The sequence below is a fragment of the Streptomyces sp. NPDC002125 genome, from assembly GCF_053593715.1.
Genome location: NZ_JBSFDD010000006.1, coordinates 165,584 through 188,529 on the forward strand (window position 1 = coordinate 165,584; position 22,946 = coordinate 188,529).

The following is a 22,946-nucleotide window of genomic DNA, read 5'->3' on the forward strand; positions in this document are numbered from 1 at the left end:
GCCTTAGTGGCGGCGGACCCGGCCCGCGATGGCGTGACCGATGAACAGATAGACGACTGCGGCGAGACCGTAGCCGGTGACGACACGAGCCCACGCTTCGTCGAAGGTGAACAGGTCGTACGACCATCCGGCGAGCCAGCGCGCCGAGTCCTGGACCCACTGGACCAGGTCGTTGCCCCGGTTGGCGTCGAGCAGGTACATCAGGATCCACAGGATGATGATGAATGCCATGATGTCCGCGACGACGGCTATGACACGTGCGGCGGTACTGCTTCCTGAGCCTGTTCTGGGAGACATGCTCTCCGGATTGCCGCTTTACCGAGGGTGAAACCCGTCCGGCGTGCACCGGGTGGCGCCCGTCTCCCGCACGGGTGAGCCTGGCGAGGAGTGCCGGCTCACGTCACTCACCGTGAAGACCCCGGCCAGGGAGGCCCGTCGTGCCCCGTTCCGTACCGCTCCGCCGGCTCCTGGTGGCACTGCTGCTGTCCTGCACCGTGCTGGCGGGCACCACCGCCTGCGGCGGGGACGACGGCACCACGGTGAGCAGCTCCGCGAGCCCGAGCCCCACGACGTCGGCGCAGAAGCAGAAGTGGGCCAAGACCCGCTTCGTCGCCAACGCGGGACTCGCGGCCGGTGCGGCGTACCAGTGGATCGTGAAGCCCTACCGCGCGGGGACGTTCAAGAAGGGCGCGGACGGTCGGACGTTCGCGATGGTCAAGGCGGGGGCGGCGGGCGCCTTCGCGTACAACCGCCTCAAGGCCGCGACCGTCAACGCCAAGGGCGACCCGCTGCTGTCGAAGGCCGTCGCGCCGCTGACCGCCGGGATCGAGTCGCTCAAGGACGTGGCGGCCAGAATGGGCAAGGGTGATCTGGCCGCCGGGGACGTGGGGGCGTTCGAGAGCGTCATCAACAGCGTCAAGGAGGCCGGGAAGAGCGCGGGTGCCGAGGTGACGAACAAGGTGCCCTCCACCTCCCAGCTCACCGGATAACCAGCTGAAGCGTCCTCCCGGGGCCGCATAGGGTGCCGGGATGACTCTCCTTGCGCACACCCGCTACTGCGACGAGATCCTCGCCCAGACCGCCGAGTTGGGGGAGCTCCTGACAGGCGCCGACCTGACCCGCAGGGTCCCCACATGCCCCGACTGGACCCTGCGCGAGCTCGTCGTGCATGTCGGCGGCGCGCACCGCTGGGTCGGTGAGATCGTCCGCCGCCGGGCCGCCGACGACGTCCCCGAGGACCAGGTGCCGGACGCCGGGGGCCCGGAGGGCGACGACACCGGCGCCCTGCGCGCCTGGCTGCTCGCGGGGGCCGACGCGACGGTGGAGGCCCTGCGCGAGGCGGGGCCCGACACCGAGGTGTGGACCTGGGCGTGGGAGCGCCGGACCGCGTTCTGGGCCCGGCGGATGGCCCACGAGACCGCCGTCCACCGCGCGGACGCCGCCCTCGCCGCGGGGACGGACTACACGGTCGCGGCCGACCTGGCCGCCGACACCGTCACGGAGTGGCTCCAGATCGTCGCGTACGCCCAGGAGGAGGGCGACCCCGAGGCGGCCGAACTGCGCGGCGGCGGACGGTCGTTGCATCTGCACGCCACGGACGCACTCGGGGCGGAGTGGCTGATCGAGTTCCGCGACGAGGGCTTCACGTGGCGTCACGCGCACGAGAAGGCGACGGTGGCACTGCGCGGTCCGGTGACCGAGCTGATGCTGGCGTTCAACCGCAGGCAGAAGCCGGACGAGGGCGGTCTGGAGGTCCTGGGGGACCGGGAGCTGTTGGACTTCTGGCTGGACAGGTCGTCCTTCGGCTGAGCTGCTGCCCCGGCCTCCCCGGACACACGAAAGCGGCCCCCGCCCGTCCGGGCAGGGGCCGCTCGTCGTGCGGGGACGTCAGCCGCGCTGGATGCCCGTGGTGTCCTGGAGCACACCGCGACGGCCGTCCTGCGTCTGGGCGATGAGCCCGGGACCACGCTGCTCGACCGCGAGGTACCACGTGCCCGGCGCCAGTTCGGCGATGGGGTTGGGGGCGCCGTCCTCGCCGTACAGCGGACGTGCCACCGGCACCGCGAACCAGAACGGCGTGAAGTCACCGGCCGGTGCTCCGCCGCCCTGGGGCGCCTGCTGCGCCGTCTGCTGGTGCTCCGGCTGACCGGGCTGGGCGCCGTACGGCTGGGGCTGGCCCGGCTGGGCGCCGAAGGTCTGCTGGGCACCGGGGTAGCCGTAACCCTGGCCGGGCTGCTGGCCGTACGGCGGCTGCGCACCCTGCGCCGGGCGCGGGGCGCCGACGAGCGGGGCCTTGAGCGCGGGAACCAGCGGAGTGGCCACCGCACCGCCGGCCAGCACGATCGCGGCCAGCAGACCGAGGATCAGACCGGCACCCGCGTCACCGGCGTCGATGATCGTCCAGAACATCGTCCACAGGGAGTACACGGTGAACGCGGCGCCGAACTGGCCGAGTTCGAAACCGGCCACCTTGCGGCCCGGCATCGCGCGGCTGACGATCAGCAGCGCGGCGCCGATGATGCCGGCGAGGTAGATGCCCATCAGGACGGAGAGCGAGTCCCAGGCGTTCGCGCTGTAGCCCGAGCAGTCCACGCCCGAGGGGCAGTCGAAGCCGGAGAGGTCGAGGAAAGAGGCGATGAACAGCACGACCGCTGCTCCGATCACCACGCCGTCGCCTCGAGTGAGGGAGCGGATATTCACGTGAAGGTCCTTAGTCGGTCGTCTCGTCGGGGCGGTCGTCGCTGCCGCCTGAACGGCGGGTACGGCGCGAAGCTCGGGGGCGGCTCCCCATCGTACGGATGAATCTATCGTCTGCCCGGGCGGGTTGTGCTGCCGCCCGGAACTCGGACTTGATATCCCCCCAATGTCGCCACTGTCACCGCAGAACTACCTCTTCAGATAGCTGCCGATGCCCTCCGCGATCCCGAGAGCGGCCTTCTGGCGCCAGCTCGCACTGGTGAGCAGAGCGGCATCCTCAGGATCACGCATATTGCCGCATTCGATGAACACTTTGGGCACGGTCGACAGATTCAGGCCGCCAAGATCTCCTCGGGTGTCGAGCCCGGTATCCCCGCCGATGTAATTGGAAGGGGCGCTTCCGGTGGTGCGTACGAAATTCCCCGCAATCCGCACCCCCAGTTCACGCGAAGGGGCGACGATCTTCGAGGTGTCCGCGTCGCCGCCGCTCACCGCCGCGGGAAGGATGACGTGGAAACCCCGGTTGCCGGCCGCCGAGCCGTCGGCGTGGACCGAGACGACCGCGTCCGCCCCGGCCTTGTTGCCGATCCGGGCGCGCTCGTCCACGCACGGGCCGAAGGGGCGCTCGCCGTCCTGGGTGAGCACGACCTTCGCGCCCCGCTCCTCCAGCAGGGCGCGCAGCCGCCGGGAGACATCGAGGGTGAACAGGGCCTCCGCGTACCCCGCGTTCGTGGCGGTGCCCGTGGTGTCGCACTCCTTGCGCCCCGTGCCGATGTCCACCTGGCTGTTGATCTCCCGGGTGTGATCGCGGTTGCCGGGATTGTGCCCGGGGTCGATCACCACGGTGCGGCCCGAGAGCGGGCCGCCGGAGGCCGGCTTCGGCCTCGCGGACGTGGCCGCGCCGGAGGGGCTCGTGGCCGAGGGCTCCGGTGCTGGGGGCGAGGCCGGCCCCGGGGACGCGGCCAGGGATGACGCGGGCCGGGGCGCGTCGGCCTTCGCGTCACCGGGAGCCGGCCCGCCGTCGGCCATGCCGCATCCCGTCGCGGTCAGGCAGGCGCAGGCCAGCGCCACGGCAGAGGACACGGGCCCGCGCCACGGGCCCCTGCGCGAGGTGGGGGGAACGAAATCGTCGTAGCGCACGCCGCGATGCTATCCGTGCCCTTCAGATCCCCGGCCCCGTACGCCGCAGTACGCGCAGTGAGTCCGCCACCGAGATCTCGGTGAACGCCCCTGATCCCAGGGCCCGTTGGTGGACGCGGTACGGGGCCTGGCCGCCGTCGGCCGGGTCGGGGAACACATCGTGGATGACCAGCAGCCCGCCGTCGGCGACCTTCGGGGCCCAGCCCTCGTAGTCCCCGTTCGCGTGCTCGTCGGTGTGGCCGCCGTCGATGAAGACCAGGCCGAGCGACCCGCCCCAGACGGCCGCGACCTGCGGCGACCGTCCCACGAGCGCCACCACGTGCTCCTCCAGGCCCGCCCGGTGCAGGGTGCGGCGGAAGGTCGGCAGCGTGTCCATCAGGCCGGTCTCCGGATCGACCACCGAGGGGTCGTGGTACTCCCAGCCGGGCTGCTGCTCCTCGCTGCCCCGGTGGTGGTCGACGGTGAGGGCGGTTACCCCGGCCGCCCGCGCGGCGTCCGCCAGCAGGATCGCGGAGCGCCCGCAGTAGGTGCCGACCTCCAGGAGCGGCATCCCCAGCGCGCCGGCCTCGACGGCGGCGGCGTACAGAGCGAGCCCTTCGTGGACCGGCATGAAGCCCTTGGCGGCCTCGAAGGCGGCGAGAACCTGCGGCTCGGGACGGGCGGGCGACTCGGCGGCCACGGGGTTCCTCCTGGTGGGACGGTGCATCGGACGGCGTCCCATCGTGCCGTACGCCCCCGCGAGACGGATCGGCGGGGGCGTACGGGTGGGTGGGCCCCTGGCAGACCCGCGGGGTCAGGTCAGCAGCTCTGCCAGAGCCGGGTCATGACCCGGACGCCGAAGCGCAGGCCCTCCAGCGGGACGCGCTCGTCCACGCCGTGGAAGAGGCGGCCGTAGTCCAGGTCGTGCGGGAGCTTCAGGACTCCTGGGAGGTGCGGCCGAAGGTCTGCAGGTGAGCCAGCGACCCGTAGCGGTTGACGAGGTTGTCGAACTCCACCGCGTCGTGGAAGTCCAGGGTTCCGGCGCCGAAGGCCTTGGCGACCTCGACGGCGTACCGGGCCGCGGAGGCGATGTCGCTCTCGTGACTCGCGCCCGTCTGGCAGCCCGGCACCGCGGCGGCCGAGGTGACCGCGAGACCGACGACCGGGGCGGCGGTCGCGGTGGCGGGCTGAAGGATCGAATTGATGTGGTGTGCCCCGTTACCGTATGGGGTGATGTCCTGCGTGGTCACCGGGTACGTGACCAACGGCTCACCGGTCACCACCGCGAGGAGCTCGCCGAGCTGCTCGGAGACCCGGAGCACCCAGCCCTCCTTCACGGTGGGCGAGAGGGCCAGGCCCTTGTGGTTGATGATCCGGTTGCCCTTGGTGGTGTCGATGGAGAGCACGGCCTCCATCTCGCCCGTGACCTCGTGCCGGTTCATCGTGGCGATGTCCACCGGCGACCCCATGAACGGCACCGGGTCGTGCGGCTCGGTCGGGGCGCTCGGGCAGATGTGCGTGGCGACGATCACGTCGCCGGGCAGCATGTCACCCCGGCGGCGCATGTCCAGCAGCTTGGCCGCCGTCGCGAGCGCCGAGGCGGCGCCGTCCGCGTCGGAGACGAGTCCGGTCACCTCGGGGCGGGCGCCGACGCCGCCGAGGCGGCCGACCACGCCCAGGGTCCGGGCGCCGCCGCCCACCGTGCGGCCCCGGGAGCCGGGGATGCGGACGAGCACGAAGTCCGTCGACCCCCGGTCGCCGGTGACCGTCGTGACCTGCGCGGACGAGCCCTCGGCCCCGGCGACGGAGTCGAGGTATCCGGCGACCGACTTGCCGGAGACCTGCGGGTCGTCCAGGAGCTCGACGATGTCCAGTACGTACTTGAGCATGGGGGCCTTTCTCGGAGCGGGACACCCGCCCGGCGCTCCTGCGGGGAAGCGCGGGGCGGGGTGCTGGAGCAACATTCGGGATCCGCTACCGTGGAACGCAACTCTTTCCCGTTATCTGCAATTCAGGTCTGAATGGTGAGATGCTGATGGCCGACTTCCCGCTGGACCGCCGCACCCCCACCGGTGCCCTCCAGACCGTCGACCGGGCGCTCCTGGTGCTGCTCGCCTTCGAGCGCACCCGTCCCGACTGGGGTGTCACCGAGGTCGCCGGGGAGTTCGGCTGGGACACGTCGGTCGCCCAGCGCCTGCTGGCCACGCTCGCCGGACGCGGCTTCCTGGTCTCCGACCCGGCCACCCGCCGCTATCGCATCGGCCCCGCCGTGCTCCGGCTCGGCCGGCTCTGGGAGCGCTCGGGATCACTGGAGCTGCTGGCCGCGCCCGTCCTGGAGGAGCTGCGCCGGACCACCGGCGACACCGTCCTCTTCTGCCTCCCCGACAGCTTCCACATGCGGTGCGTGGCGGCCGAGGAGGGCGAGACCGGGCCCCTGCGCTACTACCCGCTGGTCGGTGAGCTCTATCCGGCGCACGCCGGGGCGACCAGCAAGTCCTACTACGCGTATCTGCCCGACGACCAGCGCCACCGGCTCTTCCGGGGCCGTCCCATGGCGCGCTTCACCGACCGCACCGTCACCGATCCCGACCTGCTGGAGCAGGAGTTCCTCAAGGTCCGCGCCCAGGGGTACGCGTGGACCGTCGGCGAGTACGACACCGGGGTCGCGACCGTCGCCGTGCCGGTGTTCCTGGGCCGCGAGCCCTACGGAAGCCTCAGTCTCGGCGGCGGCGAGGACCGCTTCGGGGGAGCGCCCGACGACCGGCTCGAAGCGCTGCGGCACGCCGCCCAGTTGCTGGAGCAGCGGCTCACCCACCCGCCCCAGCGGCCCAGGTCCCGCGCGGGACGCCCCCGGGGCGCCTGACCCTGCCCGTGCACCGTCCGCTCCGGCATCCGAGCGCCACCGCCGGTTCCCTCCGCACAAGGAACATCCGTGAATCTGCTGCTGCTCTCCAACTCCACCCAGTACGACCGCGGTTATCTGGAACACGCGCTGGACACCGTCACCGCGTTCCTCCCGCCGAACGCCCGGCTCGCCTTCGTGCCGTACGCACTGGCCGACCACGACGCGTACACGGCGCGCGTCCGGGGCGCCCTGGAGGCGGCCGGGATCGATGTGCGCGGCGTCCACGAGTACGCCGACCCCCTCGCCGGACTCGCCGCCTCGGACGCCGTGTTCATCGGCGGGGGCAACTCCTTCCGGCTGCTGGACGCGCTCTACCGCACCGGCCTGCGCGAGGCCGTGCGGGACGCCGCGCGGAACGGGCTGCCGTACATGGGCGCCAGCGCGGGCACCAACATGGCCGCGCCGACCCTGCGGACCTCCAACGACATGCCCATCGTGCAGCCGCCGTCCTTCGACGCGCTGGGCCTGGTGCCCTTCCAGATCAACCCGCACTACCTGGACCCGGACCCCGCCAGCACCCACAAGGGCGAGACCCGCGAGGAGCGGCTCACCGAGTTCCTGGAGGAGAACGACGTGCCGGTGCTCGGGCTGCGCGAGGGCTCCTGGCTCCGCGTGCGGGAGGGCGTGGCGAGCGTCCAGGGAGCCCGCCCCGCCCGGCTGTTCACCCGAGGGGACCTGCCGCGGGAGCTCGCGCCAGGTTCCGACGTGTCGTGGCTGCTGGCTACGGAGCCGAGGTTCGACGCTCCGTCGCGCTGACCGGCACCGCCGCGTGGGCGGACTCGGCGGCGGCGAGCTCGTCGCCCGCGCTGCTGGCCAGCAGCACCGGGCGGGGCCGCTGGGCGGGCAGGAACGCGGCCAGTGCCAGGCCGATCAGCACCGCCCCCGTGGCGATCATGAACGAGGTCCGGAAGCCCTCCATGGTGGGAACGTCCACGGCGCCCATCCGCACCGAGGTGTTCGCGAGGACCATGCCGATGACCGCGCTCGACAGCGAGGTGCCGATCGAACGCATCAGGGTGTTCAGCCCGTTCGCCGCACCGGTCTCGGACGCGTCGACGGCCCCGATGATCAGAGCGGGCAGCGAGGAGTACGCGAGCCCGATGCCCGCCCCCAGCACCACCGCGATCACCACGGTCTGCCACGCGGCGGACATCAGTCCGAGCCCCGCCCCGTACCCGAAGGCGATGACCAGCATCCCGAGCATCAGGGTGGTCTTCGGCCCCCGGCGGGCGGAGATCCGGGCGTACAGCGGGGCGACGAACATCATCGTCACGCCCAGCGGCGCCACGCAGAGCCCGGCCATCACCATGGACTGCCCCAGGCCGTACCCGGTCGACTCCGGCAGCTGGAGCAGCTGGGGGAGGACCAGCGAGACGGCGTAGAAGGCGACCCCGACCATGATCGAGACCAGGTTGGTGAGCAGCACCTCACGGCGGGCGCTGGTCCGCAGGTCGACCAGCGGCGCCGGGGAGCGGAGCTCGTACAGGCCCCACAGCACCAGGACCACGAGGGACGCGGCGATCAGCCCGAGCGTCAGGGGAGAGGTCCAGCCCCAGTCGCCGCCCTTGGTGACGGGCAGCAGCAGGCAGACCAGACCGAGCGAGAGACCCAGCGCGCCCACGAGGTCGAAACGGCCCGGCGCGCGCAGCGGGGGCTCCGGCACGACGAGGTAGGTGAGCGTCATGGCCAGCACCCCCAGCGCGGCCGAGCTGAGGAAGAGCGCGTGCCAGTCGGCGTGCTGGGCGATGACGGCCGCGGCGGGCAGCGCGAGACCGCCGCCCACGCCTATGGAGGAGCTCATCAGGGCCATCGCCGAGCCGAGCTTCCGGGGCGGCAGGACATCGCGCATGATGCCGATGCCCAGCGGGATGGCGCCCATGGCGAAGCCCTGGAGCGCCCGGCCGGCGATCATGACCACGAGATCGTCGGTGGAGGCGCAGATCAGCGAGCCGACCACCATCACGGCGAGGCTGGCCAGCAGCATCCGCCGCTTGCCGTACAGATCACCGAGCCGCCCCATGATCGGGGTCGCGACGGCCCCGGCGAGCAGGGTGGCGGTCATCACCCAGGTCGCGTTGGCCGGGTCGGTGCCGAGCAGGGACGGCAGGTCCTTGATGACGGGGACGAGCAGGGTCTGCATCACCGCGACGGTGATCCCCGCGAACGCGAGTACGGGGACGACGCCGCCCTCGCGCGGGTCGGGAAGCGTCTCCCCGGCTTGCTGTTCGTTCGTCGTCCGTTGCATACGTATGGCCTCCGGGCAGGGGAAGGTGAAGGGTCCGAGCGGGTGGAGCGGGTGGAGCGGGTGGAGCAGGCGGGCCGGCGCAGGGCGCGGCCACGAAGTGTGTGCATGCTGAACGTTTCCGTACCCCGGCTGTATTCCGGTGAACGGGGCGTAAGAACAGGGCAGTCAGCCACATGTCCTACGCCTCAGGACCGGGACGGTGGCGACCCCGAAACCGATGTACGGGGCACGGGCAGCCTGCGAGTATGACACGCATGGCTCATGACTCCGCGCCCACGAGACCGACCTCCCGATCGAGAACCCGCACGTGGGCGGTGGTCGCGGCCGCCTGTACCGGCCAGTTCCTGGTCGTCCTCGACGTGTCCGTCGTCAATGTGGCGCTGCCGTCCATGCGTACGGACCTGGGCCTGAGCGCACCCGGACTCCAGTGGGTCGTCAACGCCTACTCCATAGCCTTCGCCGGCTTCATGCTCCTCGGCGGACGGGCCGCGGACATCTACGGCCGCAAGCGTATGTTCCTCACCGGGCTCGGCCTCTTCACGGCCGCCTCGCTCGCCGGAGGGCTCGCCCAGGAGGGCTGGCAGCTCCTCGCCGCCCGCGCCGGGCAGGGCCTCGGCGCCGCCGTGCTGTCCCCCGCGACGCTCACGATCCTCACCTCGGCCGTCCCCGAAGGCCCCGCGCGGACCCGGGCGATCGGCACCTGGATGGCGGTCGGCGCGGGCGGCGGCGCGGCCGGCGGGCTGATCGGGGGAGTGCTCACCGACCTCCTGTCCTGGCGGTGGGTCCTGCTCATCAACGTGCCGATCGGGGCCCTCGTCCTGGCGGGCGCCGCGGTGTGGCTGGCGGAGGGCCGGGCGGGCGACCGGCGCCGGGTGGACCTGCCGGGAGCCGTGCTCGTCACGGCGGGCCTGGCGACGACGGCGTACGGCATCGTGCAGACCGAGGCCTCCGGCTGGACCGCCGCCGCCACCCTGGTGCCGCTGCTGGGCGGCCTGGCGCTGCTCGGTGTGTTCGTCCTGGTGGAGTCGCGGACGGCGGCACCGCTGATGCCGCTGCGCGTGCTCGGGGTGCGTTCCGTCTCGGCGGCGAACGCCTCGATGCTGCTGCTCGGGTCGGCGACGTTCGGCATGTGGTATTTCGTCACCGTCTACGCCCAGAACGTCCTGGGCTACACGCCGCTGGAGGCGGGCCTCGCCCTCCTGCCGACGTCCGTCGCCGTCTTCGCCGGATCGAAGGCCGCCCCCAGGATCATGGCCCGGACCGGCGCGAAAACCCTGGCCGTGACGGGTGTCCTGGTCGCTGCCGCCGGTTTCGGCTGGCAGTCCACCATGGGCGTGGACGGCTCCTACCTCACGGCGGTCTGCCTCCCCGGCGTCCTGATGATGGCCGGGTCGGGACTGGCCTCCACCCCGCTGGCCACGCTGGCCACCTCCGGTGCGGCCCCCGGTGACGCGGGGCTGGTCTCCGGGCTGATCAACACCTCCCGCACGATGGGCGGCGCGCTGGGCCTCGCCGTGCTCTCCACGGTCGCGGCGGCCCGCACCGCGGGCTCCGGCGACGCGGCCGAGATCACCGCCGGATACGCCCTGGCGTTCCGCACCTCGTCGGCGGTCCTGCTCGGCGGGGCGCTGATGATGCTGCTCTGGCTGCCTGGCAGCCGGGCGAAGAACCCGGGCGGACGCTCCGGCACCCGGGCCGGGAGCGGAGCGAAACGGCCCGGCGACGAACCGGCGGCGGTGCTGCGCCCCCCGGACGCGTAGGCCAGGCTTCCGGAGCGTGAGCCGGCGGCGGTGCTGCGCTCCCCGGACGCGTGGACCCGGTCTCCGGGAGCATGAGCCTGCGACGGTGCGCACTCCTGGGACGCGTAGACCCCGGAGGGCGTGTCAGAGCCAGCCCTGCTGACGGGCCGCCCGCATCGCCTCCATGCGGTTGCGGGTGCCCGTCTTGCCGATGGCCGAGGAGAGGTAGTTGCGGACCGTGGACTCCGACAGGCTCAGCTTCACCGCGATGTCGGCGACCGTCGCCCCGTCCACCGAGGCGTTCAGCGCGTCCCGCTCCCGCTGGGTCAGCGGGCTCGGGCCGGCCCCCAGCGCGGCTGCGGCCAGCGCCGGATCGATCACCGTCTCGCCGCGCAGCACCTGCCGGATCGCCTTCGCCAGATCCCCGACCGGGCCGTCCTTCACCAGGAAACCCGCGGCCCCGGCCTCCATGGCGCGCCGGAGATAGCCCGGCCTGCCGAAGGTCGTCAGGATCAGCACCCGGCAGTCCGGCACCTCCGTACGCAGATCGGCTGCCGCGTCCAGGCCGCTGCGGTTCGGGAGCTCGATGTCCAGCAGCGCCACATCCGGACGGGACAGGAGCGCCGCGTCCACGATCTCGTCCCCGGCGGCCACCTGCGCGACCACATCGAAGTCCGGCTCCATCCCGAGCAGCAGGGCGAGCGCGCTGCGCATCATGCCCTGGTCCTCGGCGAGCAGGATGCGTACCGAACCGGTGGGCCGGTGGTCCTGCGGCATCTCGTTCACGGGGCTCAGAGTAGGTCGCCCGGGGCCCCGAGGAGGCTCCGATGCCGCCATCCGGCCCCCTGCCCGGTACGCCGGTATCCGTCAGCAGGTGTCCCGCAGCCCCGGCCCGTCCCGTACGCCCGCCGGCAGTTCCGCCTCGACGACGAAGCCGCCGTCCGCCCCGGGGCCCGACTCCAGGGACCCCCCGGCGGCGGCCAGCCGCTCGGACAGTCCCTTCAGGCCCGTGCCGCCGGCCCCGCCCCCTGGCCGTGACGGTCCGGCTCCGTCGTCCGTCACCGTCAGCCGGACCCGCTCGGATGCGGAGTCGAGGACGAACTCGCAGCGGGTCGCGCCGCTGTGGCGTACGGCGTTGGTGACGGCCTCCCGCGCGACCCAGCCCAGCAGCGCGTCCGCCTGCGGGGCGGGCGGCGGGCCGGAGCGGTGGACGACCGCCTCGATCCCGGCGGCGGCCAGCACCGGACGCGCCCGGTCCAGCTCGGTGGCGAGGCTGCCCTCGCGGTACCCCGTCACCGCCTCCCGGATCTCGGTGAGGGCCTGCCGTCCCACGGACTCGATGTCGGTGATCTGCTCGATCGCGGCGTCCATGTCGTGCGGGGCGAGCCTGCGCGCCGCCTCCGACTTGACCACCACGACCGACAGGGTGTGCCCGAGCAGATCGTGCAGATCGCGCGAGAAGCGCAGCCGTTCCTGCTCGACGGCGCTGCGGGCCAGCTCCTGCCGGGTCGCGCGCAGTTCCGTCACCGTCTCGGACAGGGTGAGGATCGCGGCGGTCACCGCCCCTGAGATGAACGTCCCGTAGCCGATCGTCCACGGCTCCGAGACATGGTCACCGCGCCACACCGCCACCGCGCACGCGCACCCGGCCAGGGCGGTCAGGCCGGCGCCGAGCTGTCTTCCGCGCAGGATCGTGCCGCAGGCCAGCGAGAACAGGGGGAAGAAGAGCAGCCAGTTGCCGCCGTAGCCGATCGCGAGGCCGAAGGTGATGGCGCCCATCGCGGCCAGCAGCGCGTAGGAGGTGGCGCTCTCCCGCCGCTTCCTGTCGAAACCCCGGAACACCACCGACACGTACAGGGAGTTGAAGGCCAGCAGCCCCGCGCCGCCGACCCACGGGTTCGGTGTCTCGCCCTGCCAGAGGTTGGAGAACGAGCCGAGCCCCAGCAGCAGGATGGGCAGCAGGGCGTAAGGCCCCGGCGGACCCGGCCGTCTGTTCCTCCGCGTCCTGCGGCGTACGGCGAATCCCCTCCCGCGCAGGGCCGCTCCCCTGCTCACAGGGTCCTCGCCGACCGGCGGTAGGAGATCACGGCATGACCGCCGAACAGCAGCATCCACGCGCCCAGTACGGCCGAGGACCCGGCGGCCGGGGCGTGCCCGGCGAGTACCGACCAGCCCAGGTCGGCGGCCTCGTACGCGGGGGTGAACTCGCCGACCGTACGCAGCCATCCGGGGAACGAGTCGAGCGGGAACCAGAGTCCGCCGACGACCGCGAAGCCCATCAGGAAGGCCGTGTTGACCACACCGGTGCCCTGCGGGGTCAGCCTGAATCCGTTGCCGATCCCGAGCAGGGTGAAGGGCAGCGCGCCGATCCACAGCAGCAGCACCAGCGCCACCCACTGCCAGAGCGCCAGCCGGACCCCGTTGACGAGCGCCCCGGCCAGCAGGACGGTCACCACGGTGGGCAGTACGGTCACCGAACCGCTGATCGCTCGGCCCGCCACCGCCCGGCGTGGATCGAGCGGCGTGATCCTCAACTGCCTGAGCCAGCCGAGCGACTTGTCCGACGCGATGCCGGTCCCGATCGCCATGGCCGAACCGAGCGCCCCGTAGGCCGCCATGCCGACCATCGACGCGGCCTTCCACTCCTCGTAGTCGTCGCCCCCTCCGAGGTTGGTGAAGAGCAGGTACATCATCACCGGCATGCCCGTCCCGAAGATCAGGAACGCGGGGTCGCGCAGGGTCCGGCGGATCTCCAGCGCCACATAGGCGAACATCACGCGGCCTCCGTCCCAGGAGCGGACACCGCGTCCGGGGACGCGGTGAGCGACAGGAACGCGTCCTCCAGGGTGGCCCTGCCGACCCGCAGCTCGCGTACGGCGCCGAGCCCGGCCAGCGCGACGACGGTCGCGTCCGAGTCGTCCGTGCGCAGGAGCGCCCTGCCCCCGCGCAACTCGACGCCCACGACACCGGGCAGCGACTCCAGCTCCGCGACGGAGCGGCCCGCCGGGTCGAAGGAGACCAGGCCACCGCCCGCCGACCGCCTGATCATGTCGCCGCTTCCGTCCGCGACGATCCGGCCCCGGTCCAGGACGACGATCCGGTCGGCGTAACCGTCGGCCTCCTCCAGATGGTGGGTGGAGAACAGGACGGTGGCTCCGCGCTCCGCGACGGCCCGGATCGACACCCAGAACGCCCGCCGCGCCTCCACGTCCAGTGCGGCCGTCGGCTCGTCCAGCACGATCAGCGCGGGATCGCCGGCCAGCGCGACGGCGAACCGCACACGCTGGATCTGACCGCCCGACAGCTTGTCGACGCGTCGGCCCGCGTACTCCGCGACCCCGGCGAGGGCGAGCGCCTCCGCCACGGGCAGCGGGTGCGGGTAGAGGGACGCCACGAAGCGGACCAGCTCATCCACCGTCACCCGGGGGATCGGGCGGCCGTCCTGGAGCATCGCCCCCGCCAGCCCGGCACGGACCGCCCGGTCGGGCGTGCCGCCGAAGAGGCTCACCGTGCCGGCGTCCGGGGTGTCCAGTCCCAGCAGCAGGCTGATCGCCGTGGACTTGCCCGCCCCGTTGCGCCCCAGCAGGGCGACGGTCTCGCCCCGTCCGACGGTGAGGTCGATCCCGTCGACCGCCCGCACGGTGCGTCCCGCCCGCCCGAACGTCTTGACCGCCGCCGTGAATTCCACCGCGGGCCCGGTTCTCGTGGGCCCTGCCGTCCCTGTCTTCCCCGTTGTCCGCGTCATGACCACGACGCTACGGATCAGGCGCACCTCACGGCAGGGGGCGTGTGTACGGAATCCGCGAGGACAAATGTCATGGGTGCGCGCGCCGTTGGGGCCGGGCGCGGCACGACCCAGGAGCCGGTGAAGCAGGACGAAGGCCGCCGCAGCCCGCTGGCTGCGACGGCCCTCGTGTCGTGGGGAGCGGTTCAGGCTGCCGCGCTGCCACCCCCCTCGGCGGGACGGCGGTGGCGGCCGTGCGACTGCACGGCCGCGGTCTCCGCCGACGCGCCCCCTCGGTGTTTGCCGGAGCCGCCGGCCTCGGCCCGGTCCGCGTCCGCTCCCGGCGTTCGCGTCTGGGTCGTGTCGGTTCGGGCTTCAGACATCTGGGAAGTTCACCCCGTATAAATCGCTTACATATGCGTCGCAAGCCCCACCACCGCCCGGCACGGTCGCCGTCGGCATCCGCGCGAACGGCCGTGCGACCCGGGGGCAGAGTGTACGACCTCGCCCACGGCCCTCAGCCGGCCGCCGCGCTGCCCGTGAGAGGCGCCTGACCGAGCGGCACGGGCCTGCACACACCAGGAGCCCCGGCCGCCGCGGACGGTTGCGTTCCATTCGTGGCGGGGTCGTGCGTCTCCCCGCCTTCCGCCTCGGTCCAGGCCCCGGCTTCCGGCGGGGCCTCCAGGACCGCCAGGGCGCAGGGCGCGCCGGGCTGCGCGTACGGCAGGTGGAGCGCGCCCTCCCGGCTCCAGAACCCGGCCCCGGTCAGCCATCCCTCCGGTGCGGCGTACTGGTGCAGCCGCCGCCCCGACGGACGCCAGAGCCCCACCCAGCTGCCCGCCGCCCCGTCGAGACGCAGGGCGACAGCGCAGCTTTCCGGCATGAGCATCTGGCCCGGCTGTACGGCGATGGGGGTCACGGTCACGTCCGGGGGGCGCAGGCACTCCGGGAAGCGCACCGGCAGGCAGCTGCCGAGCACGCCCCAGCCGAGGCGCTCGTGGCCCGGTGCGTCGGAGCGGATCAGCAGCAGCCCGCTGTCGGGGTCGGCCAGCAGCAGCCGGTCGTCGCTCCCCGGCGCGATCTGGAGCAGCGGCGTCACCTCACCGCACCGCCCCAGGTCGACGGCGACGGCCTTCACCGGCCCGCCGCCGGGCAACTGCCGGTCCAGCGCGAGGAGCCGGCCCTCACGGTCCAGCCACGCCCCGCCCGAACAGTGCCCGGGGACGTCCGCGACCTGCTCGGGCCCGAAGGCGCCGCCCGCCACCAGCCAGATGCCGGTGGAGCGTTCGCCGGGCACGAGGGCGTACGCGCTCATGCCGTCCGGCGTCGGGGGGAGCAGGGTGAGATCCGTGCACACGAGGGAACCCAGGGGGAGTTCACCGGTGCCGGGCCCCGTCGGGTAGAGCAGCGAGAAGGCGTGCCGGTCGGCCACCAGACGCCGGATCAGGACCCGCCCGTCGGACAGCGGCAGCACATCGGAGTCCGCCGTCTCCGGCTGGTCGAGGGGGAGGGGGACGGCGTACGGCTCTGGACCGTCGAGCGTCCAGCGCTCGGGGAACCAGGCCGGATCGGCGGCTTCCCGGTCGGAGGCGGTGAGACGCGCGGCGTACGAATGATCGGCGGCGATCGTCAGCACCGGCGGGGCGGGACGGACCGGAGCGGCGGGCGCCGCAGGCGCCATCGGCTCGGCGGGCGCGGCGGAGGCCATCGGCGCGGCGGGCCCGGCGGCCACCGTTCGCTCGGCGGGCGTCACGGGTCCACCGGATGCCAGGGGCCCATCGGGAGCCGCGGGTCCACCGACCGCCACGGGGCGACCGGGCACCAGGGGCGGGGTGGACGGCATGGGCGGGATGAACGGCACGGTCGTGGCGGCGGCCCCCGCGGACGGGACGACACCGTGGAACACGACGGTCCGTGGCTCCGCGCCGGGCGTGCCGGGATGCGTCACCGCGGCTCCGGGGGGCGTCAGGGCCGTTCCCGGGGGCGTGGGGGTAACTCCGGGGGGCGTCAGGGCGACTCCCCGGGGGGCCGGGGCGGTTCCCGGGGACGTCAGGGGGGCTGCCGGGGCGGCCGTCGCGCTTCCGGAAGCCGCCGCCGTCGTCCCGTCCGCGTTCTTGCCGGGGGCCACCGGCACGGCCGTCGTCGCTGTGCGGTTCACGCCGGGGGCGGGCGGCGCAGCCCTGCGTACCGCCGCCGCGCCGCGCTCCGTACCGCCGCCGGGCGCTGCGGGCATGCGGGGGCCCTTGCCGTCGTCCGGCGCGGGCATCACGCGGTCCGCTCCGGGCGCGGGGGGACCGCTGTCGACGGTTACCGGTGTCCGGAGACCCGCGCCGCCCTCGGGCGCCACCCGCGTCCAGCGGCCCGCGCCGCTCTCCGGCGTGACCTTCCCTCGGCCGGGGTCGCCGTCAGGTGCGACCCACGGCCCGCGCTCGCCACGGCCGTTGTCGGCGGCGGGTGCCGCCGCCCCTTGCTGCTCCACGACATCCTCGGACGCGTCCACGGTGCGACGTTTCTCCGGCTCGGCGGGCTGGTCCGCCTCCGTGGGATCGGCCGAATCGACGGCCGGTTCCGTGGTCGCGGTACTTCCGGCGACCCCGGCGGTTCTGTTCTCGATGACACAGGCAGTCATGGTGCGGTCACCTCCGGCAACAGAAGCTAGGTTCGCGCTCCCCACCGGACAACACGAGCCACGCCTCTTCACACATAAGGGTGCCGATGTCCGGATTCGCCTGCGGGGGAGGGGGTGACTGTGCTGCCGCCTTCCCGCCTGTCCGAGGTGAGGCGTTCCCGAGAATTTCCTGTGTACGCCCCGAACTGGAGCAAGACATGTCCCTCGGAGGCCGCAGCACCACCGCGACGGGCCGCGCGATCGTCGCCGCCCTCTCCCTGTCCGCGTGCGGCGGTGACGCCGCGGACGGCTCTGCGGCCGGCGACTCGGGCGGCGACAGGCCGACCCGCTGGGGAAGAACCTCGACGCGGTGAAGGCGGGCCGGGCCCAGGACATGTCCGACGAGACCTGGTGCCTGGGCCTCGGTGTCACCTCCGCGAACCTGGTCCTGGACGACCCGCGCGCCGACCTCGTCACGTAGAGGCCCCGGCCGTCCCGCGTAACGATTCGCACCGGCCGCCGGTCCTCTCCCCTGGGCTCCGGCGGCCAGGGGCGGCGGGGCACGGCGGACAGGTAGCCTTTCCTCCGTGCCCCGTCTGTCTGAAGTCATCGCCGAGCTCGACGCCCTCTGGCCCCCCGAGCGGGCCGAAGGATGGGACGCCGTCGGCACGGTCTGCGGTGACCCCTCAGCGGAGATCGACCGCGTCCTCTTCGCCGTGGACCCCGTCGAGCGGATCGCCGAAGAGGCCCGCACCCTCGGCGCCCAGCTGATCGTCAGCCACCACCCGCTCTATCTGCGGGGTACGACGACGGTCGCGGCCAGCACCTTCAAGGGCCGGGTCGTGCACGGGCTGATCAAGCACGACATCGCCCTGCACGTCGCGCACACCAACGCCGACACCGCCGACCCCGGGGTCTCCGACGCCCTCGCCGCCGCCCTGGACCTGCGGGTCACCGGCCCGCTCGTGCCCGACGCCACCGATGCCGGGGGCCGCCGGGGGCTGGGCCGGATCTGCGAGCTCGACCACCCCGAGACCCTCAGCGAGTTCGCGGCCCGCGCCGCCGCCCGGCTGCCCGCCACCGCGCAGGGCATCCGGCTGGCGGGCGACCCGGACGCCCTCGTGCGACGGGTCGCGGTCAGCGGCGGCTCGGGCGACAGCCTCTTCGACGCCGTACGCGCGTCGGGCGTGGACGCCTTCCTCACCGCTGACCTGCGCCACCACCCGGCCTCCGAGGCCGTCCAGCACTCGCCGCTCGGCCTGGTCGATGCCGCACACTGGGCCACCGAGTGGCCCTGGTGCGAGCAGGCCGCCGGGCAGCTCGAAGCGATTTCCGACCGCCACGGATGGGACCTGCGGGTCCATGTCTCGAAGCAGGTCACCGACCCCTGGACCACCCACCACTCTTCTGGAGCCCCCAACTGAACGCCGCGCCCGCCGACCAGATCCGACTCCTCGAAGTCCAGGCACTCGACGTACGTCTGTCCCAGCTCTCCCACAAGCGCACCTCGCTGCCCGAGCACGCCGAGATCGACGCGCTCAACAGCGACCTCGCGCAGCTGCGCGACCTGCTCGTCGCCTCGCAGACCGAGGAGAGCGACACCACCCGTGAGCAGACCAAGGCGGAGCAGGACGTCGACCAGGTGCGTCAGCGCGCGGTCCGCGACCAGCAGCGACTCGACTCCGGCGCGGTCTCCTCGCCGAAGGACCTGGAGAGCCTCCAGCGCGAGATCACCTCGCTCGCCAAGCGCCAGGGTGACCTGGAGGACGTCGTCCTCGAGATCATGGAGCGCCGCGAGTCCGCGCAGGAGCGCGTCGCCGAGCTGACCGAGCGCGTCGGCGCGGTGCAGGCCAAGGTGGACGACGCGACCGCCCGCCGGGACGCGGCCACCCAGGAGCTCGACGCCGAGGCCGCCACCGTGGGCAAGGACCGCGAGGTCGTCGCGGGTTCCGTCCCCGCCGACCTGCTGAAGCTCTACGACAAGCTGCGCGCCCAGCAGGGCGGCGTCGGCGCGGCCAGGCTCTACCAGCGCCGCTGCGAGGGCTGCCGCCTGGAGCTCAACATCACCGAGGTCAACGACGTGAAGGCGGCGTCCCCCGACACCGTCCTGCGCTGCGAGAACTGCCACCGCATCCTGGTCCGCACCGCGGACTCGGGCCTGTAGTGTCCGCTCCCCGCCAGCTGGTCGTCGAGGCCGACGGGGGGTCCCGGGGCAACCCGGGGCCCGCCGGCTACGGCGCGGTCGTCCTCGACCCGGCCGACTCCGCGACGCTCGCCGAGGCCGCCGAGTACATCGGCGTGGCCACGAACAACGTCGCGGAGTACAAGGGCCTGATCGCCGGCCTGAAGGCTGTGAAGGAGCTCTTCCCGGACACCCCCGTGCAGGTGCGTGTCCGGATGGACTCCAAGCTGGTGGTCGAGCAGATGTCGGGCCGCTGGAAGATCAAGCACCCCGACATGAAGCCGCTCGCCGAGGAGGCCGCGCGCATCCTGCCCGCCTCCTCGGTCACGTACGAGTGGATCCCGCGCGCCGAGAACAAGCACGCCGACCGGCTCGCCAACGAGGCCATGGACGCGGGCAGGCGTGGCGAGCAGTGGGAACCGGCGTCCTCCACGGCCGACCTGGAGACCTCGCGCGCCTCCGTGCCCGCCGAGCCGCCGCCCCCCGCCGGTCCGCCCGGTGACGCGGTGGCCGGCGCGGCGAGGGTGCGCGCGGCCATGGCCGCCGCCCGCCCGGCGCCGCGGACGACCCCGGCCGCGGCTCCTCAGGTGGGCTGGGGGAGCGCACCCGACCTGGGCGCGCCCGCGACCTTCGTCCTGCTCCGGCACGGCGAGACGGCCCTCACCCCCGAGAAGCGGTTCTCCGGCAGCGGCGGCAGCGACCCCGAGCTCTCCGACACCGGACGCCACCAGGCCGCCTGCGCGGCCGAGGCGTTCGCCGCGCGGGGCACGGTCCAGGAGATCGTCAGCTCCCCGCTGCGCCGCTGCCGTGAGACGGCCCAGGCGGTGGCCGACCGGCTCGGCCTGGAGGTCCGCGTCGAAGAGGGCCTGCGCGAGACGGACTTCGGCGTCTGGGAGGGCCTCACCTTCGCCGAGGTGCGCGAGCGCCACGCCGCCGACCTGACCGCCTGGCTGGCGTCCCCGGACGCCGCGCCCACCGGCGGCGGCGAGAGCTTCGCCGAGGTCGCCGAGCGGGTCTCGGTCACCCGGGACCGGCTGATCGCCCGCTACAAGGGCCGCACGGCGCTCCTGGTCACCCATGTCACGCCGATCAAGACCCTGGTCAGGCTCGCGCTGGGTGCCCCGCCGGAGTCCCTGTTCCGCATGGAGCTCTCGCCCGCGTCCGTCTCGACGGTGGCGTACTACGCGGACGGCAACCCCTCGCTGAGACTTCTCAACGACACCTCGCACCTGCGGTAAGGGGGCCGCCGGTGACGTGGTCGCAGGGTCTGCTCGGCTTCGTCGCCGGACTCCTCATATCGGTGGCGACCGCGCCCGTGGGGGTGTCCGGCGCGGTGTTCCTGCTGCCGGTGCAGGTCAGCGTCCTGGGCGTGCCCAGCCCGGCCGTGACCCCCACCAACCTGCTGTACAACGTGGTGTCGTGCCCCGGGGCGCTGCTGCGCTACCGGAGAACCGGCCGGCTGCGCGGTCCGCTGACCCGGCTGCTCGTGGCGGGCGCCGTGCCGGGCGTGGTCATCGGCGCCGTGGTCCGGGTCTTCGCCGTGCCCGGCCCCACGGTGTTCCGCGCGTTCATCGCCGTGCTGCTGCTCCCGCTCGGGCTGTGGCTGTGCGCCCGCACGCTGCGCCCCGCACGGCACGGACCGCCCGTCCCGCCACCGTCGCCCCGCGCCACCACCCGACTCGCCCTCGCCGTGGGAGTCGCCGGAGGCGTCTACGGGATCGGTGGCGGCTCGCTGCTCGGCCCGATCCTCGTGGGGCGCGGGGTCCCCGTCGCCAAAGTCGCGCCCGCCGCGCTGGCCTGCACGTTCGTGACGTCCCTGGTGGGGGCGGGCGCGTACGCACTGCTGTCCCTCACCGCGACGGGCGACATCGCGCCGGACTGGTCCCTCGGCCTGGTGTGCGGTCTCGGAGGACTCTGCGGCGGCTACCTCGGCGCCCGGCTCCAGCCACACCTGCCCGAGAAGGGGCTGCGGCTCCTGCTGGGCGTCCTCGCTCTGGGCATCGGCCTGCTGTACGCGGTCCAGGCGGTGCGCTGAAGCGGGGCCCGGCACCGCACATGCCCGCCGCACAGGGGGTGGCCGGGTGTCAGGCGGTGCGGCCCAGCGCCGAGGCCTCCGTCGCCAGCCGCTCCACACGGGCCCAGTCCTTCGCCGCGACGGCATCGCCGGGAACCATCCAACTGCCGCCCACGCAACCGACGTTGGGCAGTGCGAGATACGAGGGCGCGGAGGCGAGCGAGATGCCGCCCGTCGGGCAGAACCGTGCCTGCGGGAGGGGAGAGGCCAGCGCCTTCAGATAGGCGGTGCCGCCCGCCGCCTCGGCCGGGAAGAACTTCATCTCGGTGACCCCGCGCTCCAGCAGCGCCACCACCTCGGACGTCGTCGACACCCCCGGCAGGAACGGCACTCCCGAAGCCTTCATCGCGTCCAGCAGCGCGTCCGTCCAGCCCGGGCTGACCAGGAAGCGGGCCCCGGCCGTGACGGTCGCGGTCACATGCGCCGGGGAGATCACCGTGCCCGCGCCCACCACGGCATCCGGCACCTCCGCCGCGATCGCGCGGACCGCGTCGAGGGCGACGGCCGTGCGCAGCGTGACCTCGATCGCGGGCAGCCCGCCCGCGACGAGCGCGCGGGCCAGCGGCACCGCGTCGGCCGCGTCCTCCAGGACGACGACGGGGACGACGGGGGCGAGGTCCAGTACGGAAGCGGACACGGCGGCGGGCGCGGAGGAGGTCATGGGCTCATCCTGCCGCGAGAACCGCACAGTACGCAACGAGCGTTGCGCATGCTGCAACGCCGTGCGGGGTGGGTCAGTGGATCTCGGTGACCACCACATCGAGGGCCCAGGGCCGGCCCGCCCGTGCCGGGGCCTGCGCCTCCACGACGTAACCCAGATCGCGCAGCACCTCGACCAGTTCCGCCGGGCCCTTGGGCCTGGCCCCCGCGAGCAGCAGATCGCGGACCATCCGGCCCTTGGTCGCCTTGTTGAAGTGGCTGACCACGGAGCGCTTCTCCACGCCGTTCACCAGCTGCGACTGGAGCACCCGCACGCTCGCCGTGCGCTCGGCGACCTCGCCGGCCGGCTTCCACGCACCGGCGTACGCCGATGAGCGCAGGTCCAGGACCAGCCCGTCCCCGGCCGCCTCCGGCATGACCGACGCCATGGGGGCGCGCCAGTACGCGTTCAGCGCCCCCAGGCCCGGCAGCTTGACCCCCATCGAACAGCGGTAGGACGGAATCCGGTCGCCCACCCGCACCGCGCCCCACAGCCCGGAGAAGACCAGCAGCGACTTCCCGGCCCGGCGCTTGGCCGCGGCGTCCAGGGTGGCCAGGCCGAGGGCGTCGTAGAGCACCCCGGTGTAGATCTCCCCGGCGGGCCGGGTCCCGGCCGTGCGCAGCTCCGTGTTCTTGGCGATCTCACCGCGCAGCCCCTCGCTCAGGCCGAGGACCTCGCGGGCCTTCTCCTCGTCCGCCAGACACAGCTCGACCAGCTCGTCGAGGATCGCGGCCCGTGCGTCAGCGAGCCCCGGCAGCGAGAGGGACTCCGGCTTCAGCGGTGCCCCGCGCCCCGATGCGGCCTTACCTTCGGAGGGCGGCAACAGCACGAGCACGGGCGTTCTCCTTCATACGCGGCACGGGCCCCGCACGCGCGAAAGCCCTCCGGCAAGGGTACGGTCCGGTGCGCGGCGGCCCGGCCGGGAGCTGACGCCATGCGGCCCCGGAGCGGTC

The 22,946-nt window shown here is 73.4% G+C and carries 23 protein-coding genes and 1 pseudogene; 11 read left to right on the forward strand and 13 right to left on the reverse strand.

Annotated features, from left to right (window positions below):
* Positions 1–3: 3 nt before the first annotated feature.
* Positions 4–297 (reverse strand): hypothetical protein, encoded by a 294-nt coding sequence (locus ACWCQM_RS13310; protein ID WP_450915409.1) that lies wholly within the window; start codon positions 295–297, stop codon positions 4–6.
* A gap of 140 nt (positions 298–437) precedes the next feature.
* Between ACWCQM_RS13310 and ACWCQM_RS13315 the strand changes: the two genes are divergently transcribed.
* Positions 438–989 carry a hypothetical protein gene (locus ACWCQM_RS13315; RefSeq protein WP_450915410.1) on the forward strand — a complete coding sequence of 184 codons (552 nt, stop codon included), beginning with the start codon at positions 438–440 and terminating at the stop codon, positions 987–989.
* Between the two features lie 40 nt (positions 990–1,029).
* Positions 1,030–1,809 carry a maleylpyruvate isomerase family mycothiol-dependent enzyme gene (locus ACWCQM_RS13320; RefSeq protein WP_450915411.1) on the forward strand — a complete coding sequence of 260 codons (780 nt, stop codon included), beginning with the start codon at positions 1,030–1,032 and terminating at the stop codon, positions 1,807–1,809.
* A 78-nt stretch (positions 1,810–1,887) separates the two neighbouring features.
* On the opposite strand, the gene ACWCQM_RS13325 is transcribed toward ACWCQM_RS13320, so the two are convergent.
* The 4 genes from ACWCQM_RS13325 to ACWCQM_RS13340 form a co-directional block, all read right to left on the reverse strand.
* Entirely contained in the window at positions 1,888–2,700 is an 813-nt protein-coding gene (locus tag ACWCQM_RS13325; RefSeq protein ID WP_450915412.1) for a hypothetical protein, read from the reverse strand.
* A 186-nt stretch (positions 2,701–2,886) separates the two neighbouring features.
* Positions 2,887–3,837 (reverse strand): N-acetylmuramoyl-L-alanine amidase, encoded by a 951-nt coding sequence (locus ACWCQM_RS13330; RefSeq protein WP_450915413.1) that lies wholly within the window; start codon positions 3,835–3,837, stop codon positions 2,887–2,889.
* Between the two features lie 22 nt (positions 3,838–3,859).
* Entirely contained in the window at positions 3,860–4,543 is a 684-nt protein-coding gene (locus ACWCQM_RS13335) for a class I SAM-dependent methyltransferase (RefSeq protein WP_450915414.1), read from the reverse strand.
* 208 nt (positions 4,544–4,751) lie between these two features.
* A complete protein-coding gene (locus tag ACWCQM_RS13340; protein WP_450915415.1) occupies positions 4,752–5,705 on the reverse strand; it encodes a DUF1177 domain-containing protein in 954 nt (317 codons plus the stop codon).
* A gap of 146 nt (positions 5,706–5,851) precedes the next feature.
* Here ACWCQM_RS13340 and ACWCQM_RS13345 point away from each other — a divergent pair, with 146 nt between their 5' ends.
* Positions 5,852–6,679, forward strand: a complete 828-nt coding sequence (locus ACWCQM_RS13345; RefSeq protein WP_450915416.1) for an IclR family transcriptional regulator — start codon at positions 5,852–5,854, stop codon at positions 6,677–6,679.
* Positions 6,680–6,748: 69 nt separating this feature from the next.
* The gene (gene pepE, locus ACWCQM_RS13350; RefSeq protein WP_450915417.1) at positions 6,749–7,477 is read left to right on the forward strand and encodes a dipeptidase PepE; all 729 of its coding nucleotides are present in this window, start codon (positions 6,749–6,751) and stop codon (positions 7,475–7,477) included.
* Here pepE and ACWCQM_RS13355 read toward each other — a convergent pair.
* Complete coding sequence (locus tag ACWCQM_RS13355; RefSeq protein ID WP_450915418.1) at positions 7,443–8,966, reverse strand: MFS transporter; 1,524 nt, start codon at positions 8,964–8,966, stop codon at positions 7,443–7,445. The two genes, pepE and ACWCQM_RS13355, sit on opposite strands and share 35 nt — an antisense overlap.
* Positions 8,967–9,211: 245 nt before the next feature.
* Between ACWCQM_RS13355 and ACWCQM_RS13360 the strand changes: the two genes are divergently transcribed.
* Entirely contained in the window at positions 9,212–10,726 is a 1,515-nt protein-coding gene (locus ACWCQM_RS13360) for an MFS transporter (protein WP_450915419.1), read from the forward strand.
* Positions 10,727–10,849: 123 nt separating this feature from the next.
* On the opposite strand, the gene ACWCQM_RS13365 is transcribed toward ACWCQM_RS13360, so the two are convergent.
* From ACWCQM_RS13365 to ACWCQM_RS13385, 5 genes are all read right to left on the reverse strand, one after another.
* Positions 10,850–11,482 carry a response regulator gene (locus ACWCQM_RS13365; RefSeq protein ID WP_450915567.1) on the reverse strand — a complete coding sequence of 211 codons (633 nt, stop codon included), beginning with the start codon at positions 11,480–11,482 and terminating at the stop codon, positions 10,850–10,852.
* A gap of 90 nt (positions 11,483–11,572) precedes the next feature.
* The gene (locus tag ACWCQM_RS13370; protein WP_450915420.1) at positions 11,573–12,760 is read right to left on the reverse strand and encodes a sensor histidine kinase; all 1,188 of its coding nucleotides are present in this window, start codon (positions 12,758–12,760) and stop codon (positions 11,573–11,575) included.
* Positions 12,757–13,479 carry an ABC transporter permease gene (locus ACWCQM_RS13375; RefSeq protein WP_450915568.1) on the reverse strand — a complete coding sequence of 241 codons (723 nt, stop codon included), beginning with the start codon at positions 13,477–13,479 and terminating at the stop codon, positions 12,757–12,759. The genes ACWCQM_RS13370 and ACWCQM_RS13375 overlap by 4 nt, the downstream gene beginning before the upstream one ends.
* Positions 13,479–14,450 carry an ABC transporter ATP-binding protein gene (locus ACWCQM_RS13380; protein WP_450915421.1) on the reverse strand — a complete coding sequence of 324 codons (972 nt, stop codon included), beginning with the start codon at positions 14,448–14,450 and terminating at the stop codon, positions 13,479–13,481. The genes ACWCQM_RS13375 and ACWCQM_RS13380 overlap by 1 nt, the downstream gene beginning before the upstream one ends.
* 496 nt (positions 14,451–14,946) lie before the next feature.
* Positions 14,947–17,058 carry a hypothetical protein gene (locus tag ACWCQM_RS13385; RefSeq protein WP_450915422.1) on the reverse strand — a complete coding sequence of 704 codons (2,112 nt, stop codon included), beginning with the start codon at positions 17,056–17,058 and terminating at the stop codon, positions 14,947–14,949.
* A gap of 197 nt (positions 17,059–17,255) precedes the next feature.
* Between ACWCQM_RS13385 and ACWCQM_RS13390 the strand changes: the two genes are divergently transcribed.
* The 6 genes and pseudogenes from ACWCQM_RS13390 (at position 17,256) to ACWCQM_RS13415 (ending at position 21,254) form a co-directional block, all read left to right on the forward strand.
* On the forward strand, positions 17,256–17,411 hold the full coding sequence (locus ACWCQM_RS13390; RefSeq protein ID WP_450915423.1) for a hypothetical protein: 156 nt from the start codon (positions 17,256–17,258) through the stop codon (positions 17,409–17,411).
* Positions 17,375–17,518: pseudogene (locus ACWCQM_RS13395) on the forward strand (ABC transporter substrate-binding protein); the annotation flags it as partial. The gene ACWCQM_RS13390 and the pseudogene ACWCQM_RS13395, both read left to right, overlap by 37 nt.
* Positions 17,519–17,624: 106 nt before the next feature.
* The gene (locus ACWCQM_RS13400) at positions 17,625–18,461 is read left to right on the forward strand and encodes a Nif3-like dinuclear metal center hexameric protein (protein WP_450915424.1); all 837 of its coding nucleotides are present in this window, start codon (positions 17,625–17,627) and stop codon (positions 18,459–18,461) included.
* Positions 18,458–19,201: a zinc ribbon domain-containing protein gene (locus ACWCQM_RS13405; RefSeq protein ID WP_450915569.1), complete on the forward strand. Its 744-nt coding sequence runs from the start codon at positions 18,458–18,460 to the stop codon at positions 19,199–19,201. Before ACWCQM_RS13400 ends, ACWCQM_RS13405 begins: the two co-directional genes overlap by 4 nt.
* Positions 19,201–20,457, forward strand: a complete 1,257-nt coding sequence (locus ACWCQM_RS13410; protein WP_450915425.1) for a bifunctional RNase H/acid phosphatase — start codon at positions 19,201–19,203, stop codon at positions 20,455–20,457. The genes ACWCQM_RS13405 and ACWCQM_RS13410 overlap by 1 nt, the downstream gene beginning before the upstream one ends.
* An 11-nt stretch (positions 20,458–20,468) precedes the next feature.
* Entirely contained in the window at positions 20,469–21,254 is a 786-nt protein-coding gene (locus ACWCQM_RS13415) for a TSUP family transporter (protein ID WP_450915426.1), read from the forward strand.
* A 49-nt stretch (positions 21,255–21,303) separates the two neighbouring features.
* On the opposite strand, the gene eda is transcribed toward ACWCQM_RS13415, so the two are convergent.
* Positions 21,304–21,954 (reverse strand): bifunctional 4-hydroxy-2-oxoglutarate aldolase/2-dehydro-3-deoxy-phosphogluconate aldolase, encoded by a 651-nt coding sequence (eda, locus tag ACWCQM_RS13420; RefSeq protein ID WP_450915427.1) that lies wholly within the window; start codon positions 21,952–21,954, stop codon positions 21,304–21,306.
* 73 nt (positions 21,955–22,027) lie between these two features.
* A complete protein-coding gene (yaaA, locus tag ACWCQM_RS13425; RefSeq protein ID WP_450915428.1) occupies positions 22,028–22,828 on the reverse strand; it encodes a peroxide stress protein YaaA in 801 nt (266 codons plus the stop codon).
* Positions 22,829–22,946: the final 118 nt, after the last annotated feature.

Excerpts from the sequence above, each read along its gene's own strand:
- ACWCQM_RS13310 (WP_450915409.1), bottom strand. The coding sequence starts at position 297 with ATGTCTCCCAGAACAGGCTCAGGAAGCAGTACCGCCGCACGTGTCATA.
- ACWCQM_RS13320 (WP_450915411.1), top strand. The coding sequence starts at position 1,030 with ATGACTCTCCTTGCGCACACCCGCTACTGCGACGAGATCCTCGCCCAG.
- ACWCQM_RS13335 (WP_450915414.1), bottom strand. The coding sequence starts at position 4,543 with ATGCACCGTCCCACCAGGAGGAACCCCGTGGCCGCCGAGTCGCCCGCC.
- ACWCQM_RS13340 (WP_450915415.1), bottom strand. The coding sequence starts at position 5,705 with ATGCTCAAGTACGTACTGGACATCGTCGAGCTCCTGGACGACCCGCAG.
- ACWCQM_RS13345 (WP_450915416.1), top strand. The coding sequence starts at position 5,852 with ATGGCCGACTTCCCGCTGGACCGCCGCACCCCCACCGGTGCCCTCCAG.
- ACWCQM_RS13355 (WP_450915418.1), bottom strand. The coding sequence starts at position 8,966 with ATGCAACGGACGACGAACGAACAGCAAGCCGGGGAGACGCTTCCCGAC.
- ACWCQM_RS13360 (WP_450915419.1), top strand. The coding sequence starts at position 9,212 with ATGACACGCATGGCTCATGACTCCGCGCCCACGAGACCGACCTCCCGA.
- ACWCQM_RS13365 (WP_450915567.1), bottom strand. The coding sequence starts at position 11,482 with ATGCCGCAGGACCACCGGCCCACCGGTTCGGTACGCATCCTGCTCGCC.
- ACWCQM_RS13375 (WP_450915568.1), bottom strand. The coding sequence starts at position 13,479 with ATGTTCGCCTATGTGGCGCTGGAGATCCGCCGGACCCTGCGCGACCCC.
- ACWCQM_RS13380 (WP_450915421.1), bottom strand. The coding sequence starts at position 14,450 with ATGACGCGGACAACGGGGAAGACAGGGACGGCAGGGCCCACGAGAACC.
- ACWCQM_RS13385 (WP_450915422.1), bottom strand. The coding sequence starts at position 17,058 with ATGACTGCCTGTGTCATCGAGAACAGAACCGCCGGGGTCGCCGGAAGT.
- ACWCQM_RS13390 (WP_450915423.1), top strand. The coding sequence starts at position 17,256 with ATGTCCCTCGGAGGCCGCAGCACCACCGCGACGGGCCGCGCGATCGTC.
- eda (WP_450915427.1), bottom strand. The coding sequence starts at position 21,954 with ATGACCTCCTCCGCGCCCGCCGCCGTGTCCGCTTCCGTACTGGACCTC.